Source organism: Blautia faecis (genome assembly GCF_027662325.1).
GTDB lineage: Bacteria > Bacillota > Clostridia > Lachnospirales > Lachnospiraceae > Blautia_A > Blautia_A faecis.
Window position 1 is genome coordinate 180,229 of sequence record NZ_JAQDKY010000001.1, and the last position, 18,200, is coordinate 198,428.

12 protein-coding genes are annotated in these 18,200 nt (G+C 43.4%); all 12 read right to left on the reverse strand.

The genetic code is table 11. From position 1 onward, the window contains the following. Nucleotides 1–60: 60 nt before the first annotated feature. Nucleotides 61–1,371 carry an MGH1-like glycoside hydrolase domain-containing protein gene (locus tag PGQ38_RS00720; RefSeq protein WP_270430528.1) on the reverse strand — a complete coding sequence of 437 codons (1,311 nt, stop codon included), beginning with the start codon at nucleotides 1,369–1,371 and terminating at the stop codon, nucleotides 61–63. A 4-nt stretch (nucleotides 1,372–1,375) separates the two neighbouring features. Then, nucleotides 1,376–2,203: a carbohydrate ABC transporter permease gene (locus PGQ38_RS00725; RefSeq protein ID WP_118577667.1), complete on the reverse strand. Its 828-nt coding sequence runs from the start codon at nucleotides 2,201–2,203 to the stop codon at nucleotides 1,376–1,378. A gap of 14 nt (nucleotides 2,204–2,217) precedes the next feature. Beyond that, nucleotides 2,218–3,096, reverse strand: a complete 879-nt coding sequence (locus PGQ38_RS00730) for a carbohydrate ABC transporter permease (protein ID WP_118577668.1) — start codon at nucleotides 3,094–3,096, stop codon at nucleotides 2,218–2,220. 122 nt (nucleotides 3,097–3,218) lie between these two features. Beyond that, nucleotides 3,219–4,523 (reverse strand): ABC transporter substrate-binding protein, encoded by a 1,305-nt coding sequence (locus tag PGQ38_RS00735; RefSeq protein ID WP_148461477.1) that lies wholly within the window; start codon nucleotides 4,521–4,523, stop codon nucleotides 3,219–3,221. Between the two features lie 297 nt (nucleotides 4,524–4,820). Beyond that, nucleotides 4,821–5,891 carry a response regulator gene (locus PGQ38_RS00740; RefSeq protein WP_270430531.1) on the reverse strand — a complete coding sequence of 357 codons (1,071 nt, stop codon included), beginning with the start codon at nucleotides 5,889–5,891 and terminating at the stop codon, nucleotides 4,821–4,823. Nucleotides 5,892–5,925: 34 nt separating this feature from the next. After that, nucleotides 5,926–7,659 (reverse strand): sensor histidine kinase, encoded by a 1,734-nt coding sequence (locus tag PGQ38_RS00745; protein ID WP_173734801.1) that lies wholly within the window; start codon nucleotides 7,657–7,659, stop codon nucleotides 5,926–5,928. Nucleotides 7,660–7,692: 33 nt separating this feature from the next. Then, nucleotides 7,693–10,338: an alpha-L-rhamnosidase gene (locus PGQ38_RS00750; protein ID WP_270430532.1), complete on the reverse strand. Its 2,646-nt coding sequence runs from the start codon at nucleotides 10,336–10,338 to the stop codon at nucleotides 7,693–7,695. 160 nt (nucleotides 10,339–10,498) lie between these two features. Continuing rightward, nucleotides 10,499–11,299, reverse strand: a complete 801-nt coding sequence (locus tag PGQ38_RS00755; protein ID WP_148461474.1) for a beta-keto acid cleavage family enzyme — start codon at nucleotides 11,297–11,299, stop codon at nucleotides 10,499–10,501. 172 nt (nucleotides 11,300–11,471) lie between these two features. Beyond that, nucleotides 11,472–12,947 (reverse strand): four-carbon acid sugar kinase family protein, encoded by a 1,476-nt coding sequence (locus PGQ38_RS00760; RefSeq protein WP_270430535.1) that lies wholly within the window; start codon nucleotides 12,945–12,947, stop codon nucleotides 11,472–11,474. 310 nt (nucleotides 12,948–13,257) lie between these two features. Then, nucleotides 13,258–15,219 (reverse strand): glycoside hydrolase family 127 protein, encoded by a 1,962-nt coding sequence (locus tag PGQ38_RS00765; RefSeq protein ID WP_148461471.1) that lies wholly within the window; start codon nucleotides 15,217–15,219, stop codon nucleotides 13,258–13,260. 47 nt (nucleotides 15,220–15,266) lie between these two features. Then, on the reverse strand, nucleotides 15,267–15,932 hold the full coding sequence (locus tag PGQ38_RS00770; RefSeq protein ID WP_117849481.1) for an aspartate/glutamate racemase family protein: 666 nt from the start codon (nucleotides 15,930–15,932) through the stop codon (nucleotides 15,267–15,269). Nucleotides 15,933–16,133: 201 nt separating this feature from the next. Continuing rightward, entirely contained in the window at nucleotides 16,134–18,188 is a 2,055-nt protein-coding gene (locus tag PGQ38_RS00775) for a beta-galactosidase (RefSeq protein ID WP_148461470.1), read from the reverse strand. Nucleotides 18,189–18,200 lie beyond the last annotated feature (12 nt).

Here is an 18,200-nt window from a genome sequence, read left to right on the forward strand (position 1 = left end):
ATTCCACGTATTCTGCAATCCTTTTCCTGTATTTACTTACCTCACAGCAGAAAAATCTTATTATAACGATTGCTTTTCTGCCTGTTTTTCCAGCAGCTCTGGCAGACACATTGGTTTCTTTCCTTCCAGCTCATCTGCCATATTCAATGCTAGTATATTCCAGTTAATAAAGCCACCATTCATAACTGGTTCTCCATTAAATGGATTGTAATACTCATGAAGACATCCTGTTTTCTCCAGGTCCTCTCCCAGAAGGCGCATGGTGCGCTTATACATAATTTCCGCCTCCATGCGGTATCCGTAGTTCAAAAGTCCGCGGAATACCCCATAGTTTGCAACCAGCCAGATCGGGCCAAGCCAGTTGGACGGGTTATTGGTAACAGACAGGTCAAACATTTTTTCATCCTTTGAAAGCGTGGTCAGACCAAAGTCAGAACCAAAGGTATCGGGATCAAAAATATGTTTCACCATGTCTGCCGCCTGCTCCTTCGTGACAATTCCTGCATACATGGGAATAAATCCGGACCATACACGAATCTTGATGGGCAGTGTTTTCCAGAAAACTCCAAGCCCCTGGTGGAACCAGTCGTATTTCCTTGTCTTAATATCCACATCAACTGAATAGAAGAAATGATCACGTTTGTCCCAGCATTCCTGCTGAATAGCACCGATCAGTGCCTCGCGCTTATCCAGAAGTCTCTTTGCCGCTTCCTCCTTGCCAAACTGTCTGTATAATCTGGCACCAGCTTCCAGTTCTACACACATAAAGCTGTTCAGATAAATATTGGCAGTGGAAAATGGCGGACGGCCAAAAGTAGCCGGATCATTGTCCATACCGATCATAATATCATCCTGCCATACATACAGTCCGCTGTTTTCATGAAAATAATAGTGATCATAACATTCAAAATACTTCGCCACGCCTGAAAGAAATTCTTCCGTCCAGGCATAATCACCAGTATAATCACTGATCAGGCACATCTGACTGCAAAGAAAGGGCTTATGCATATTCATAATCTTGCCTTCCTTATGCCTCATATTCAGATAAGGCTCCGGCCAGTCTGCCACCTCGATCATCATGGGAATATATCCATCTTCCAGCTGATGGTCGAAGAAATTGCGGATATTTCCCTGTGCATGCTCTATAATTCTTGGCTTCACAGACGGATCCTGGTAGGAATCCGCCAGATTCAGAAAGCCATATACGGACCAGTAGGTATCCCAGTCCCATACATTTCCATCGTAAACAGAGCCCGGATCAATAAACGGATAACGGATAAAGCTTCGCGGATTCTTAAGCACATCCTCCGTATGAGACATTACAAATTCTTTTAATTCCTGTCTATACTGCTCTGTCCTTTTATCTTCCATAAAATCAACCCTTTACAGCTCCGGCTGTCATACCTTCCATCAGTTTCTTATTCAGTGCCATGTACAGAATCAGAAGCGGGAATACACTCATGGATACAGAAGCGAAAATTGCCCCCCAGTTCTTGGATCCAAACTCATCAGAGAAGTACAGAAGTCCTGTCTGAACAGTCTTCAGCGCAGAATCACTAATGAATGTCATGGAAAACAGAAGGTCGTTCCATTTAAAGAAGAACTGAAGAACCAGTACGGTTACAATAGAGTTCTTCATAAGTGGTGTTACAATATGCCACATCAGTCTGTAAATACCACAGCCATCAATAACGGCTGCCTCCATAATATCATCCGGGAAGGAACGAAGATATCCCTGAACCAGATAAATGGACAGCGACAGACCAAATGCTATGTACGTAATGATCAGACATGTTCTGGTATTTAACAGGTTTGATCTGCTGTAAATCTGGAACAGCGGGATCAAAGCAATTGCTACCGGAATCATGATACCGAAACGGAAATACTGTGCAACTGCATTTCTGAATTTCCATTTCATCTTTGTTACAGCAAATCCTACAGTTACTGAGAAAAATACAATAAATACAAGTGCTACTAATGTAGTGATCAAACTGTTCTTAAAGAAGGTGGACATATGTCCCCTTGTCCATGCATCAGAATAGTTCTGGAAATAAAAGCCATCATTTAACGCATAAGCTGGCTTCTCACTCCACTCAGCCTGTTTCTTGAAGGATGCAGTAAGCATCCAGAATAACGGATAGATCTCAATTACGCAAAGAAGGAAAATTACAATTCCTCGAAAAGCTGCTTTTACTTTTTTCATAATATTTCCTCCTTTCAGTCTTTCACATCAAATCTGTTGATAACAAGAGATCCAACTACACAGATCAGGAAGATCACGATTGCGATAACGCTGGCGTAACCAACCTTATTATAAGTAAATGCAACGTCATACATATACATGGACAGTGATTTTGTTGCACTTCCAGGTCCGCCCTTTGTAAGAGCCATAGCAGACTCGAACATTTTTACAGTTCCGGAGAAGCTGAATACAAGGCTGGTAATTACCATTGGACGAAGAAGCGGAAGAAGAATGTTTTTAAATAACTGCCATCCACCGCAGCCGTCGATTCTGGCTGCTTCCAGGATATCATCAGAGATATCAAGGAGTGCTCCATAGAAAATTACGGAATAGAATCCCATGGCTACCCAGATATCCATTACGCACAATGCCCAGAGAGCTGTACTGGACTGGCCGATCCATGGCTGAACAAGGTTCGTAAAACCAAGAGAGTCAAGCAATGAGTTTAACAGACCATAATTTGGCTGAATCTCATAGATCTTTGCAAACAGCTGACCTACTGCAACAGTAGGAAGTACTACCGGGAAGAAAACCAGAGTTCTTACGATAGTTTTGCATCTTCTCAGCCAGAATTTAAACATCAGGGAAAGTAAAAGTCCCATTCCAACCTGGCCAACGGTTACTACCAATACATATTTACAGTTTACTGTCAATGCATTTAAGAAGTTCTTGTCTCTGAAAAGTCTTGCATAATTGTCAAATCCGGCAAATTCCCACTGAAGTCCCGGGCTGCCGCTGAAGAATGAATAATACAACGACCAGATAACCGGTACCATTACAATAATGGTGTAAATAATCAGTGCCGGAACTACGAAAAGGGATATCGCTTTCTTATTACCTAATACCTTGTTCATAAAATTCCTTCCTTTCTGTGTCAAAAACCATTAAAATTTCGAATTTTTTCAACAAAAATGGGAGTGTCTGCTGGCAAACACTCCCATTTGAAGTTCAAAGCTTATATTGCCAAAGCTGTTACTTACTGCATGTCATATACATCCTGGATGGACTGCATATATTCTTCGCCAGTCATTTCGCCGTTTAACAGAGGCTGTACATTTTCCTGAGCTGTCTTGGAGATTTCGCTAGGCATTTTTGCTTCCCACCATGCAAATCCTTCTGTGGATTTGTCAATCTCGTCAAGAACAAGCTTGGTGTAGTTATCCATATCATCTGCTGCAACATCATATGTGTAGCCTTTAACAGTTCCCTGATCTTCCATAGCTACGTTTCCGATGTTCTCCATGAAGTATTTCAAGAACCAGCCAGTAGCCTCATCATATTTGTCATTGTCAAGTGCAAGAATGTTACCACAGTTCATAGAGTAAGAAGTAGCGGAGCTGATGGACTCATCTGCAACCGGAATGTTGAAGAATCCGATTCCGTCCTCACCTGCCGGGTTCTGTGCATCATCTGTCAGATTCTGTGTAAACCAGGAACCATTGTAGAAGATAGCTGCTTTTCCACTCATCAGCATGGAACCAGCTGTGTTCATATCAACTGTTGTGATACCTTCTCCGAAGTATCCTTTCTCTGCCCACTCTGCAATCTTATCAGCTGCTGCAACAAGCTTCTCATCTGTATAAGGAACTTCGCCGTCAGCTGCTTTTGTCATAATGTCGTTTCCTGCGGTTCTTACTGCGTATGCATTGATCAGACGGGTTGCACCCCATTTGTCAGATCCGCCGGTTGTAAGAGGCTGGATACCTGCATCGGAAAGTTTCTGAAGAACCTCTTCAAACTCATCCCATGTAGTAGGAACTTCGCATCCTGCCTGCTCGAACAGGGCTTTGTTGTACCAGAAGCCTTCTACGTTCAGTCCAAGAGGAAGATCATAAAGATCATCTGTTCCGGATAATCCTTTCAGAAGCTCAACAGCACCGCTGTTTAAATAATCTGCTGTTCCGATCTCGTCAACAGCTTCTGTAATATTTTTAACCTTTCCGGAATCGATGAGAACGCTGAGCGGAGCACCTGCTTCGTAAGCGAACAGATCCGGAAGATCATTGGATGCTGCAAGTGTAGCAATTTTCTGCTGAAGGTTGTCAGAAGCAACCATCTCATATTCCCATGTAAAATTCGGGTTTACATTTTTCTGATAGTCTTCGCAGATTTTATTTAACAGCATACCATTGTCATTATCTTCTGCCCAGATGGTAAGGATTTTGATGTTTTTCTCAAGCTGCGGATCCTCTCCTGAGTAATCTGCTGCAAATGTAGGAACTGCAAACATGGTACTTGCTGTTAATGCTGCCATTAAAATAGCTAATGCTCTCTTTTTCATTATAAATTCCTCCAGAATTTTCAAAATTATTGAACTTTGTTATAATTTACTCTTGATAGCCATTTACTTTTCGGTCATGTTTAATTTGTTTCTTTGTATCCCCGGGAAATATCTTATGGTTATATAATACCATTGTTCTGTTTTTTTACCAGTGCCTAATTTTTTTGGTAATGTACAGTTTTTTTAGACTGTTTTTTATAAAAAATTACGCTTGTCCAGGCGTTCAATTGTGCCAAATATATAAAATGCACATATTCAGCAATTTGAATATGTGCATTTTTGCAAATTCTGTTTTTATCATTCTGCTTTCCACACGTTTCCCTTATACTCATTGGGAGTCATGCCCTCGTGTTTTTTAAAAATATCACAGAAATATCTGTAATTATTATATCCCACCATTTCACTGACTTCATTAACCTTATATCCATCCTGCAACAGCTTCTTCGCCTTTTTTATGCGAAGGTCCGTCAGATATTTCACATAAGATGTGCCAACCTCTGTTTTAAAAAGAACACTTAAGTAAGCCGTGCTCATTCCGGCTCTGTCTGCAAGCTCACTAAGTCCGATATCCTGATCATAATGCTCATCCAGATAAGTAAGAAGCTCCAGGATAACTCTGTGTTTGCTTCCGGTCTGGTCTGCGGTCAGATGCTTGCTGATATCAGACAGAACGCTTTCCCCATAGGCCTGTACTGCTTCTATGCTCTGACATTTTTCCATCTCCTGAAAAGAGACAAGGGACCCTCGTTCCACCTGCTTCTGACTTTCGATCAGTACATCGCTGAGCACACAGAGATGCTTGTAAAATTCCCTGCGAAAATCCTGCAACTCCGGGTAAAGTTCCTGCAGGCATCTGATTGCCTGCCGGCATTCTTCCCGAAATGCTGCAGCATCACAGTCTGTAATACATTTTACACTTCTCTCAAAAGTTCTTTCCAATTCCTGAAATTTCTCGCGATTAGCCTGTGCCTTACGATTATCCTCATGACGAGTCTTCGCCCATTCATCTTCAATTCTGGTAAGGGCTTTTTTCAGTTTGTCTGCTGTAACCGGCTTATCAATATAATCTTTTACGCCAAGAGTAAGCGCCCTCTGCGCATACACAAATTCAGAATAGCCACTGATCACAATAAAATATGTATCCGGACATTCTTCCTTCGCCGCCTCGATCACAGACAGACCATCCAGCCCCGGAATTCGGATATCCGTAATTACTACATCCGGTTTCTCACTTCGGATCACTTCCAGTCCCTGGATTCCGTCATAAGCAGCCCCTACTACCTCATAATCCAGCTTCAGGCGGGAAATTAAAGCCTTAATTCCCTGCACAACTATATATTCATCATCAATTACCACTAAGCGATACATGAAAATCCTCCTTGTATCTGCATTTCCCTATCCCTTATCTTACCGGAACCACAATCGTTACCTTCGTTCCATTGCCTGGACTGCTTTCAAATGTTACGCCGTATTTTTCCCCGTAATTCAACTTTATACGCTCTATTACATTGCGCACTCCATAACCGTTCTCCAGTCTGGACATATCGTCAATTCCCACACCATCATCTTCAATAGTGAAAATCATATTATTCTGCTCCTGCCAGCCGCGAAGGGAAATCTTTCCTTTTCCAATCTTCGGCTCCAGACCGTGATACATGGCATTTTCAATAAATGGCTGAAAAATAAAGGTAATCGTTTCACGCTGAAGAATTTCCCTTCTGATATCCACGAACAGTTCAAAACGATTATTGTAGCGCATATTCTGAAGCTTCATATAGCCCTGCATCCATTTCACAGAATCCGCAACTTTAATATATTTGCTTCCATTATTCAGCGCCAGCTTAAAGTTATCAGAAAGTGCTTCTACCATTTCTGCCATCTGGTCATCCCCATGCATGATTGCAACAAAGTACAGGGAATCCAGTGTATTATAAAGAAAATGGGGATTGATCTGGGACTGAAGCAAAAGCAGCTCTGCTTCCCGTTCATTCAGCTTCACCGCCATAAGATGCTCGGAAAGCTCCAGGTTCGTATTGACCATTTCCTTGAATTTCCGTCCGATCCGGCCAACTTCACTGTAGTCAAACTCTTCTGTAATGTGACGCTCTCCTTCCCCAACCTGTGCAATGGTATTTTCCAGCTGCTTCAGAGGATGGCTGATGGTTCTGGAAATGATTCGTGCCATGAGAAAGCCCACTACAAGAACACAGCCGGCTACCAGAAACGAGGTCAGACGGATATTTTTGCTCTCTTCACTGATCTCATTTTTCTCCACTACGTTTACAATATGCCAGCCTGTAGTAGAATTGGTGACAGAAGAAAACAGATACAGATGGTTCTCTCCCGGATTAGAATAGGATTGCATAATTGCATTCTCCCCTTCCTCATTTCCCACAAAATAAACCAGCTGATCATCCTCATCTACAACCATAAAGTTACTGGAATCAAAGCTTTCATTGCCCATAACAAAGGATTTTCCCAACAGTTTCTGGCTCAGTCCCACCACCATATAGCCCATTCCCTGTCCATCAGAGGGATTGATCATATATTTCGCATAAGAAAATCCTTTCTTTGTTCCTGCTTTTAAAATACTGTCACGGAAAAAAATTTCCTTTCCCTGCGCAGCCTTTGCCTGTTTCACCCAGCTTTCTTCCAGAATATCCTTATCACTATAATAATTATAGAAATCATAAGTACCCTGGTTCACATTGTTCAGCTGATACACATGACCATAAAGATCCGTAAATACTATATAATTCACCCACACCTGCTGACTTGCCATTTCATTTGCAATCACACGAAGCTTCACACGGTCTGTGGACGTAAACTTGCTGCCTCCGTATTCATTGCCTTTTTCCAAAATCTGCTGAAGAGCTTCATCATTCAGAAAGCTTCGCCCTACGTCTACAATGTTCTTCAGATTCATATCCATAACGCGGCTGGAATTCTTCAGTGTAGACTGATAAGATGCCCTGTAATTCTGTTCAATCGCATCAATAGAGGTTTTGTATACAATATTCATCAAAACGCCCACACCCAAAAGGGTGATAAGAAACATGGATAAAAAAATCTGATTCTGAATACTCAGCTGTCTCCACGCTTTCTGTATTCCTGAAGGTTCCTTTTTCTTTTCCATATTCTCATCACCCTTTCGCATTTTGCGTTATGATTACTGTTCAAATGCGATATGGTATGTACCGCTTCCCGCTTCGGCAGCCATATAGTCTGCTTCCCTGGTAAATGTCAGTCCATCGCTTTCCAGAACAGCTTTCGCCTGATCCAGACGGATCTCTGCTGTTGTATTTACCGGAATCTGAACAGTTAAAGTAATCTGTTTTCCCTGGACTTCCCATTTTACACCAACATCACCATAAATGCTATGATATTTTCCTGCAGTGTACTTCAGATTTCCACCAATGCGCGGATAGAGTATCGCATGTTTAAAGCCCGGATGTTCCGAATCCGCTTCAATTCCGGCCATTGCACGGTACATCCACTCACCAATAGCCCCATAAGCATAATGGTTAAAGGAGTTCATATCTGCACTCCACATGCTTCCGTCATCCTTCATGCCATCCCAGTGCTCCCAGATCGTAGTGGCACCTTTTTTCACCTGATACAGCCAGGATGGGAAGTCTTCCTTCAGAAGCAGGTCATAGGCTTCCTTCAGAGCGTGGTTCTGACTTAGTGCATGGCAGAAATACGGAGTTCCCACAAATCCGGTAACCAGATGACCGTTTTCTTTGTCCAGAAGGCGTTTCAGACCTTCTACCGTTTTTGTGATATATTTCTCAGGAGTCAGCTGGAAATACAGTGCCACAATATGTGCGGTCTGTGTCTGTGCTGTCATATTTCCTTCTGCGTCGAAGAAGGTCTCCTGGAATTTCTTTACGATCTTATGATAAAGCTCCCCATACTCTGCTGCCACATCCTCTTTTCCAAGGGCTTTCGCCATCTGGACAAAAAGTCCGGTAGAGTATGCATAATAGGCAGTACAGGTCAGATCATTTGGTGTGGCTCCAAAGTAGCTGCCTTCTTCTGCATCAAGAGCTACCCAATCGCCAAACTGCAGCTTATAGTTCCAGATATAATCAACAGCATGGGCACGCATGAAGTCAATCCATCCCTTCATGCTGTTGTACTGTTTTTTCAGAATATCTTTATCCCCATACATCAGATACATGGTCCATGGATTGATGATGGCCGCATCAGCCCAGGCTGCTGCAGAGTGAGGTCCCTGGCGGAGAAGCCAGTTTCCATCTGTACGGCCTTCCTCAATATTCGGAACAACATGTGGTACACCGCCCTCTGGTGTCTGATCAACCTCCAGATCATGGAGCCATTTCTTATAGAACGTATAGGTATTCATCAGATAAGTGGCTGTACGGCAGAAAATCTGCGCATCACCAGTCCAGCCCAGGCGCTCATCACGCTGCGGGCAGTCTGTAGGTACATCAAGGAAATTACTCTTCAGTCCCCACAGGAAATTGTGATGCAGCTGGTTCAGCAGCGGATTCGAACACTCCAGACTTCCGTTTGAAGCCATGTTGGAGTGAAGGGTGCAGGCTGTGAAATTCTCAGCTTTCGGCTCACCTGGATAGGAAACAATCAACGCATACTGAAATCCCATGTAAGTAAAAGTCGGATGCCAGGTAACTGTCTCTTCTCTTGCAAAAGTATATTTCATCGTTGCCTTGGCTGCACGAAGATTGTCCAGATATACATTTCCATCTTTATCCAGAACCTCGAAGCAGTGAAGCTCGATCACATCGCCCGGTTTTCCTGCTGCAGTTACTTCAATTCGTCCTGCCATATTCTGGGCAAAATCAATAACCGTATCTCCTGCCGGGGTTTTGAAAATACGTTTTGCAGGAATACGATCCATTACACGAACCTTTGCAGCGTACTGCGCGCGCATAACCTGTGTATCAAAGAATACAAGCTGAACCGGCTTCCAGTCGCCTTTTGTGGTTTCTGCCTTTGACCAGTCCGGAATCTCAAGGGCTGCATCATAAGTCTCACCATCATAGATTTCTGCAAATACCACCGGTGAATCGCAGCCTTTCCAGGATGGATCCGTATAAACAGATTCTGTTGTTCCATCGGTGTAGCGAATCAGAAGTTCCATAGTAAAAGCCGTCTGATCACCATAGTTGTTGCGGGCCTTTGTCAGTCCCATAACTCCTTTATACCAGCCTGGAGCCAGCATTGCTCCGGCACCGTTAATGCCCTTCTGCAGATATTCCGTTACATCATAGGTCTGATAGAGGAGATGTCTTCTATAGGATGTCCAGCCCGGTGTCATCTCGTCCTCACCAACTTTTTTGCCATTCAGGTAAAACTGATACAGGCCAAGGGCTGTGGTAAAGGCATAGGCTTCTTTTATATCTTTTTTGATTTCAAAGGTTCCTCTTACATAGGTTCCTTTGGAAACGTTCTTATAGGAATCGTCAGTTTCGGCGGATACAAAAGGAGCTTTCCATGCTGGTGCGCCTTCCTCCCACTCACCATTTTTTCCTGCAAGGGCAGTTACAAAGGATGCGGTTTCGCTCCAGTCCGTTTCTTCCTGACCATCACTGGCTTTTGCACGGACAAAATAGCGCTTGCCGCTCTCCAGAGAAGCACCTTCTGCATAAACATGTGCAGATTCCTCAGACTCTGTTTTTCCACTGTTATAGATCAGATCTGTAAAATCAGCGTCTTTTGCAATCTGAAGTTCGTAGGATTTCTGTTTTACATTTTTCTTATCGCTTACAAGCTCCCAGGCAAACTGGGGCATATGGGAAACACCAACCGGGGCTGTTTCATAATCCATATATATTTTCTTGATTGCCAACATTTGTTTTAACCCATCCTTTCTGACATATATTTCTTTGGTATATCGTAACTGTTCAGTACCTTCATGGTCACACACTTCGCAGAATAACATCTACTGAATAATTACGATCCAACACTTTATATTTTTAAATCGTATTTTAGCGTTTTCTCAGATTCAACATCTGTCTTGCCTCATCCGGAGTCGCTGGCTCCAGACCCATAGCGCGGATCAGATTTACCAGTTTCTCAACCACCTGCCAGTTGTACTCGGCATCTACACCTTCTGCCAGATAGTGGCTGTCTTCAAAACCAACTCGTACTACCGTTGCTCCCATAGCAATTGCAGCGGCCAGGAATGTCCAGTTATCACGTCCAAAGTGTGTAACGCCCCAAAGTGCATCAGATGGAACAAAGGAACGGAAAGCTGCCAGCATCTCCGGAGTAGGCTGCATGCCGCCTTTGTGACCAAATACTAGGTTAAACAGCATTGGATTCGCAAATGGCTGCTCAGATTTTACCACTGCCATATTATGTAACATTCCAATATCAAAAACTTCTGTTTCCGGAAGGATTCCTCTCTTATAAACAGCGTCTGCGCAGTAGCGGATATCATCAAAAGAATTAATATAAACTGCTTCGCCAAGGTTTGTACTTCCGCCATTGAGAGATGCGCTCTCTACCTTGGGATAATCAAGCGGATTGCAGCGTTCCTGGATATTCATATCCGAAACACCGCCTGTAGACGCCTGAACTACCACATCTGTCCGTTTCAGAATCTCATCAAAACACTCAGACATATAAGAAATGTCAGGTGTAAGGCTTCCGTCTGGTTTACGGCAGTGAAGGTGACACATAGCAGCACCAAGTTTTACGCTTTTCTCTACATCCTCTGCAAGCTTTACTGCATCCACACTGGTTCCTGCCTGTACAGGTGCCAGGGATATAATTACTTTTCTCATTATGTAAACCTCCTATTTAAGCGAACCTCTTTCTAATAGACATCTTCCTAACATACAGAGTCTCCGTAAGCTGTTCAAAACAGACTAAAAATTTACTTGTTATGTCATTAAAACTCTTACGTAATTGAAATTTGCCACTCGCGTAAACGAAGACCTGCAATCATGCTATTTTTCAGATCAATTCCTCTACAATTTCCTTCAACGTACTTACTTCACCCACATTTCCCGGGAAAATAATGTATGGCATTCCAGGGAATTTGCTTTCTTCGCCGGTCATCCATACCGGGATTCCCTTCTTCACCTGTCCCATAACACGGGCTTTCTTTACCCGAAGTGCTTTCGTTCCTACGTCAGATGAAGTGATTCCGCCTTTTGCAATGATAAATTTCGGCTTCACAGAAAGCTTTCCGATAATACTGGTCACTGCGTTGGAAATCTTTACAGAAATCTGCAGTTTCTCCTCCGGAGTCATATTCTCCGGCGCAAGAAGCTGTCTGCTTGTATAAATTACAACGGTTCTTCCAGACAGGATTTTCTCCTCTGCTGCCTTCACCGTTCTCTCTACCTCTTTCTTCAGACCATTTTCTTCGAATACGGTATTTACCTGAAATTCCATAAAATCAGCCTGTCCGTCCAGTTCTTTCAGACAGTTCAGCTGGTCTGTGGTCTTCTTTACATGGGAACCGATCAGAACGATTCCTCCGTTCTTCGTGTCACCCTCCAACTGCTCTCTTCCAAGAAGAGGCTGGTCAGAAATCCTTCCCATTACTTTGGTGAAAGCTGCTGCTGTTCTTGCCATGTAATGCTTTCCTTCTTTCATTGCAAGCACCAGTGCTGCGCAGAAAACTTTCAAATCTGCATAAGATACTGCATTGACGATAATTTTCGCCATATTCTGTGCGGACATCAGCTTCTCCTTGATTCCCTGCACATCCAGAGCATTCAGTTCGTCCAGAGAAATGGTGATACAGTCCTCTTTATGGTACTTTCCTTCTGTTTTTTCCTCTACGTATTCCGTAAGATTCGAGGATTTGTAGCCGAAGGTTTTGTCCCTGGCAAATTCCGTCATACCGGCTGGAACCAGGTTGTCCTGCTCTTTTACATAATGGATATTGCCCATTGTGTAGCGGCCGCCTTCTGGAAAAAACGGGCAGATGATCTCACCGTCAACAGCTGTGCTCCCTGCAGAAGCTCCATTGTCTGCTGCCGTTTTCTCTGGTCCGGCTGTATTCCCGTCAGCCAGGCCTTCCGCCAGAAGCTGTGTTTCCAACGGATAATGACCTCTTAAAGTGGAATCTCCACGGGAAATGATCATGAAATCCTGTCCCAGTTCCCCTGCCACCTTTGCAACACGTGCGGCAATATCCTGGTGTACCTTTGTGGTCTCTTCCACAGAAAAGCTGCGGGAATTGGTGAGGATAAAAAACATGGATTCTTTTTCCTCAAAGCCCTTGCGGATGGATTCTTCCTCCCAGTCCGTATAAACAGACACATCATGAACCGTCTGCACACCAGTAGGATCATCATCCAGCACTACTAATTTTTTATGAAAACCTTCCATTGCCTGGGAAAGAAGGGCTTCTGCTTTATCCGCATCTGTTTTGCTTCTTTCCTCGATGGTATGGAAAGGAATTACTTTGCATTCCATAATTTCTATAGCTCTCCATTCTGTTCGTTCAAAGTATAATAAGAAATTGAGTGACATTTGCTATTCCACCGCCATCGGATTCTGCACGGCAGGATTTTTTACATTCATATCCCAGGTTGTGATAACTCAATTGTTACTGTTCACTCCGTTCACAGTAACACGCTTCGCGATGCACAGAAGGACGAACCTTCTTGTGACAAGCACAAGAAGTAGCGTTTGCTGCGCAAACTTAACTCTCGGGTTTTCTGTGAACTTTGTTCACAAAAAACACCTCGCGGAATGTTACCAGTGAACAGTAACACTCAATTTGTTATACGGTATATGCGACAGGGAACCAGATCCTCATTTCTCCATAATCACGGTTATCCCATGCATAATACGGAATCAGACGTACATGCTTTCTGCTCATGCCATGATATTTCAACGGCTGATAAAGCGCATTTCTGTCAAATTCAGAGCGGTCAATGGCATATTCCTCAGTTTCAAGAGCCATCATTCTTCTTCCCTGGATTTCAAACTCCACAGGAGTAAACTCTGCATTCAGATCCAGGTAAACATCATCCAGATCCGCCGCATGGGTATCCACACTCTCGCAGCAGTATACCAATGGTCCCCGCTCGATTGCAGCCTGTCCCACAGTTTCTTCCACCATATTGTTTGCAACAGTATAGCGAACCTTCATATCCAGGCTCAGCTGCACATCCATATTCTGAGGATCTTCCACCAGAATATCAAGGTAAGTTCCAGCATCCTCTTTCGTCAGTTCACGGTCTGCACCAGCGCCCTTAATGGAACCGCCCGCTGACCATCCCGGAACACGAAGTCTTAAATGGACCGGGGCATTTATTTTCACATCTTTTGCTGTAAAGCGGATTGTTCCGTCAAACGGATAATCTGTAGACTGCACAAGTGTAAATTCGCCACCGTTTTCCAGCTTCACCTGCGCCTCACTTGCACCGTACATACCAGTCCATACACTGTTATCCGATGTCAGATATGCATATTCACTGGACTGTGCAATGGTTCTTGCCAGGTTTGGCGGACAGCAGTAGCTGAGAATATATTCACTTCTTGTAAGAGGCCAGATCAGCTTATAGTCAAGCTTTTGGGCACGTCTTAACATGTTTTCATAGAAAAATCTCTTACCATCCAGACTCAGTGCAGCCAGGTTGGTATTCAGCATCATTCGTTCCAGAATGTCGAAGTACTCTGCCTTTGGCTCCAGCTGGAACATGCGGTACGCCCAGAAAACGCCGCCCAGAGATGCACAGGTCTCATTGTATGCAGTAATATTTGGAAGCTGGTATTCATAGCCATATGCCTGATGAACAAGCTGATGGTCAAAAAAGTATCCATACGGAGAAGCGCCATTATACAAGGCTCCACATCCGCCTGTTATATAAAGCTTTTTATCCACAAGACTTCTCCATACCTTGTGGAGAACCTTAATATAATCCGGATCTTCCTCTTCCAGACAAAGATCCGCCACACCTGCATAGAGATAATTGGCACGAACTGCATGTCCAAGAATTTTCTCATGCTGCTTCAGAGGAATTTTATCCTGATTGTCATCCAAGCCGTTCTTTACGCTGTCACGAAGCGCGATTGCCTGCTTCGCAAGCTTCAGATAACGCTCTTCGCCAGTGGTACGATACATTTCCACAAGTCCCATATAATGGGAAGGGCAAACTGCAGTCTGAACCTCTCCTGTGCGTTCTGCCTCTTCATACAGATGCTCCAGATAATCTGCTGTTCTGGCTGCAATTGCAAGAAAGCTGTCCTTGCCTGTAATTCTTTTATGTACACAGGCCGCTGTAAACATATGTCCGAAGTTGTATACCTCGAAATCGTTAATATCTCCCATTCTGGAAACGCCGTTCCCGCTTCTTTCTCCAATGATCTGCTTGGTGGAAAGATAGCCGTCCGGCTGCTGTGCTCTTCCGATAAGATCAATATATTTTTCAATCTCATCCTTCAGAAGCTGGTTATCTGTCTGATAAGCCGTATAAATGGCAGATTCCATCCATTTATAAAAGTCTCCGTCTCCAAAAACAGTTCCGTCAAAATCTCCCTGCGCATCTCCGGCGCAGATTTTGAAGTTCTCTACTACATGGCTGATATCCTTGCTGTCAAACATGTGCTTCAGCTGAGGCACAGTGCTGTTCGCACAGGTATCAAAGCGTTCCTTCCAAAGACCGCCTGTCCATTTTACTTTCATCCCGTCCAACGCATGTACCTTCGCGTAAGGGGATCTGGTTGTATCTGTCAGCATGATTTTTCTCCTTTAATTGTGCAGTTTTGTTCTCTATATGATTAATCTTATAATCCTTTAGCCTTCAATGCAGCTGCAAGTGCCTGTGCACCAAAACGTGGGCTGGAAAGTACAGGTTTGCCAATTTTCTCATGAATTGCATCTTCTGCATATGCCATAGATCCCTGAGCCAAAAGAATCACATCTACCTGATCTGCGATTTCTTCTGCCTTTGCACAAAGAAGAGCTTTAAATTTATCCTGGTCTGCGCCGAATGCATCTACAAGTCCATCAACCAGTTCTACATGGCTGTTCATTTCTCTTGCAACACGGGAGACTGTATTCTTGGTAGGCTCCAGGGTAGTAGGAAGAGTTGCGAGTACGCCTACTCTCTTGCCAAGGCGAGCTGCTTCACGGCACATTTCCTCATCAATACGAACAATCGGGATGCCTGTGTAGCGTCCAATATTCTGTGCGGCATCTGCAACTTCTCCAACAGAAGAGCAGCAGTTTAAAATTGCATCTGCCCCGTCAGAAACAGCCTGCATGTACATTCCCACAAGGCGAGCTGCTGCACCTGCAGTTACATAACCATGCTCTCTTACCTCTGCAAGAATAGACGGATCCTGATAGTTGAGAATTTCCGGGGTATCTCCAAGATTTTTTCTGATTTCTTCGTTTACACACTCAATAAGTTCTGGTGTTGTGCTAGTATAAACAATTCCTAATTTCATTTCAAATGTCTCCTTCTTTTTCTGTTTTAACAATCTTCAAACCCTTCCGATTTTTGAATTTTCTATTTTCACTTGTAAATTATACCCATTAAAGCCTATAAATTCATACCATCTTTTTTTGTAATCTATACAAAAATTTTACGATTACAAAGCAGTCATCGTCAAGTCCAATTTCTTTATTTAGTGTCACATTTATTATTGTTATGACTGTTTACAAATCACTGCCACATCATAAGCAGCTAGCGATAATGTTTCGTTAATATCTTCTCCTGTGAGCAAATTCCTACCTGTTACATTCTTTATCAGCGATTTTTCTTTGCCATGATTCAGATAGAATTCATAGGTAGTGTCTTCTCCCTGACGTTGATGGTATTCCACTTCTCCCGGAAGATCCTTAACTGCAATTCCGGCATTAGCAAGCATTGTTTCAAACAGACTTCCCATTTCTTCAGGCGCAACTCTTGCTGCTATGTAATAGGCACGACCATTTTCTCCGGTATGAGTATCGCTTTCCCATTCTTTTACAGTTAATGCGGCACTTCCCTCATAGAAATCAGTTCCATAGGAAGCCAGGATCTGTGCATCCTGAACCCGTAAGATTTCTGCGTAATCATATACAGTCCATTTTTTTCCATCAAGAAAACACAAGCTGTTTCTATCAGAGGGATATAAGGTGTCAATTTCCTCACTAATCACTCCGAACAACTCTGCCAGTCCGTCTCCTGGAAAACCGCCAAGATAACACAAGGTATCTTTATCCACATATCCGGTAAAATAAGTGGCTAGAAGCTGACCGCCGTTTTTCACAAATTTCTGCAGGTTTTCTGCGGTTCCCGACTGGAGAAGATAAAGCATAGGTGCTACAACTACTTTATAATCACTAAGATCATCATTGGAACTAACCACATCCATTTCTACTCCCAGCTTCTGAAATTCTTTCCAGATTCCAATGCAGGTTTTTTCATAATTTTTTGTGTTTTCACTTAATGCTTTTACATCCTGGATTGCCCAACGGTTGTCCCAGTCAAATAACAGAGCTGTTTTTGCTTTTACCAGTGTTCCTGCTGCAGGGGCAATTTTTTTGAGCAAAGCACCAACCTCTGCCACCTCCCTGAAAATTCTGGTATCATCCTTTCCAAGGTGATCTACAACAGCTCCATGATACTGCTCAAAGGAGCCGCGGCCTTTTCTCCACTGAAAATACTGAGCAGTATCGGAACCACAGGCAATTGCCTGCATACACGCAAGCTTGTGAACGCCAGGTCTTTTTACTTTATTATACGGATGCCAGTTTACCAGCCCAGGTGCACTTTCCATCAGCATAAAGGGCTTGTCCTTTTTCAACCCGCGCATCACTGCGTGATGAAACCCATTTTCTGTCATAGTTTCATACAAGCTTTCATAATCATTGTTGTATTGTGGATAGCTGTCCCAGGAGATCACATCCAGAAACGGTGCCATTTTTCGGTAATCAAGACCATTGTAAAGCATCATAAAATTTGCTGTCACAGGGATATCCGGGGTAATCTCTTTGAGGACTTGAATTTCAGAATTCATAAAATCATTCATATTCCAGGTAGTAAATCGTTTCCACTCCAGGTTCAGCCCCATAATACTGCCTTCACCATTTGCAAATGGCGGCTCAATCTGATCAAAATCATTGTAACGATGACTCCAGAAGGTTGTCCACCATGCCTGATTTAATTTGTCGATTTCATGATCAAACTGCTCGCTCAGGTACTTCTGAAAACGCTCTACGCACAGAGGACAATAGCACTCTCCGCCTAACTCATTGGAAACATGCCACATAATAAGACCAGGATGCTGTCCGAATTTTTCAGCCAGCAGTTTGTCCATAAGTGCTGTTTTTTTGCGATATTCCGGTGAGGACATGCAGTGATTGTGACGCACCCCATGATGATTTCGCTGGCCGTTTTTTCCAACTCGCATTGCTTCCGGATACTTTTTATCCAACCATGCAGGTCTTGCGCCGGATGGTGTGGCAAGGATCGTATAAATGCCGTTTTCATATAAACTGTCCATAATTTTTTTCAGCCACTCGAAGTGAAATTCGCCTTCCCTAGGCTCATATACGGACCAGGAAAAAACGCCAAGTGTAACACAGTTCACACCTGCTTTTTTCATCATTCTGATATCTTCTTCCAGAATGTCAGGACGATCCAGCCACTGTTCCGGATTATAGTCTCCACCATGGACGAAACCATTTAACTTGGGAAATAAAATATTCTTTTCCATTTCAACACTTCT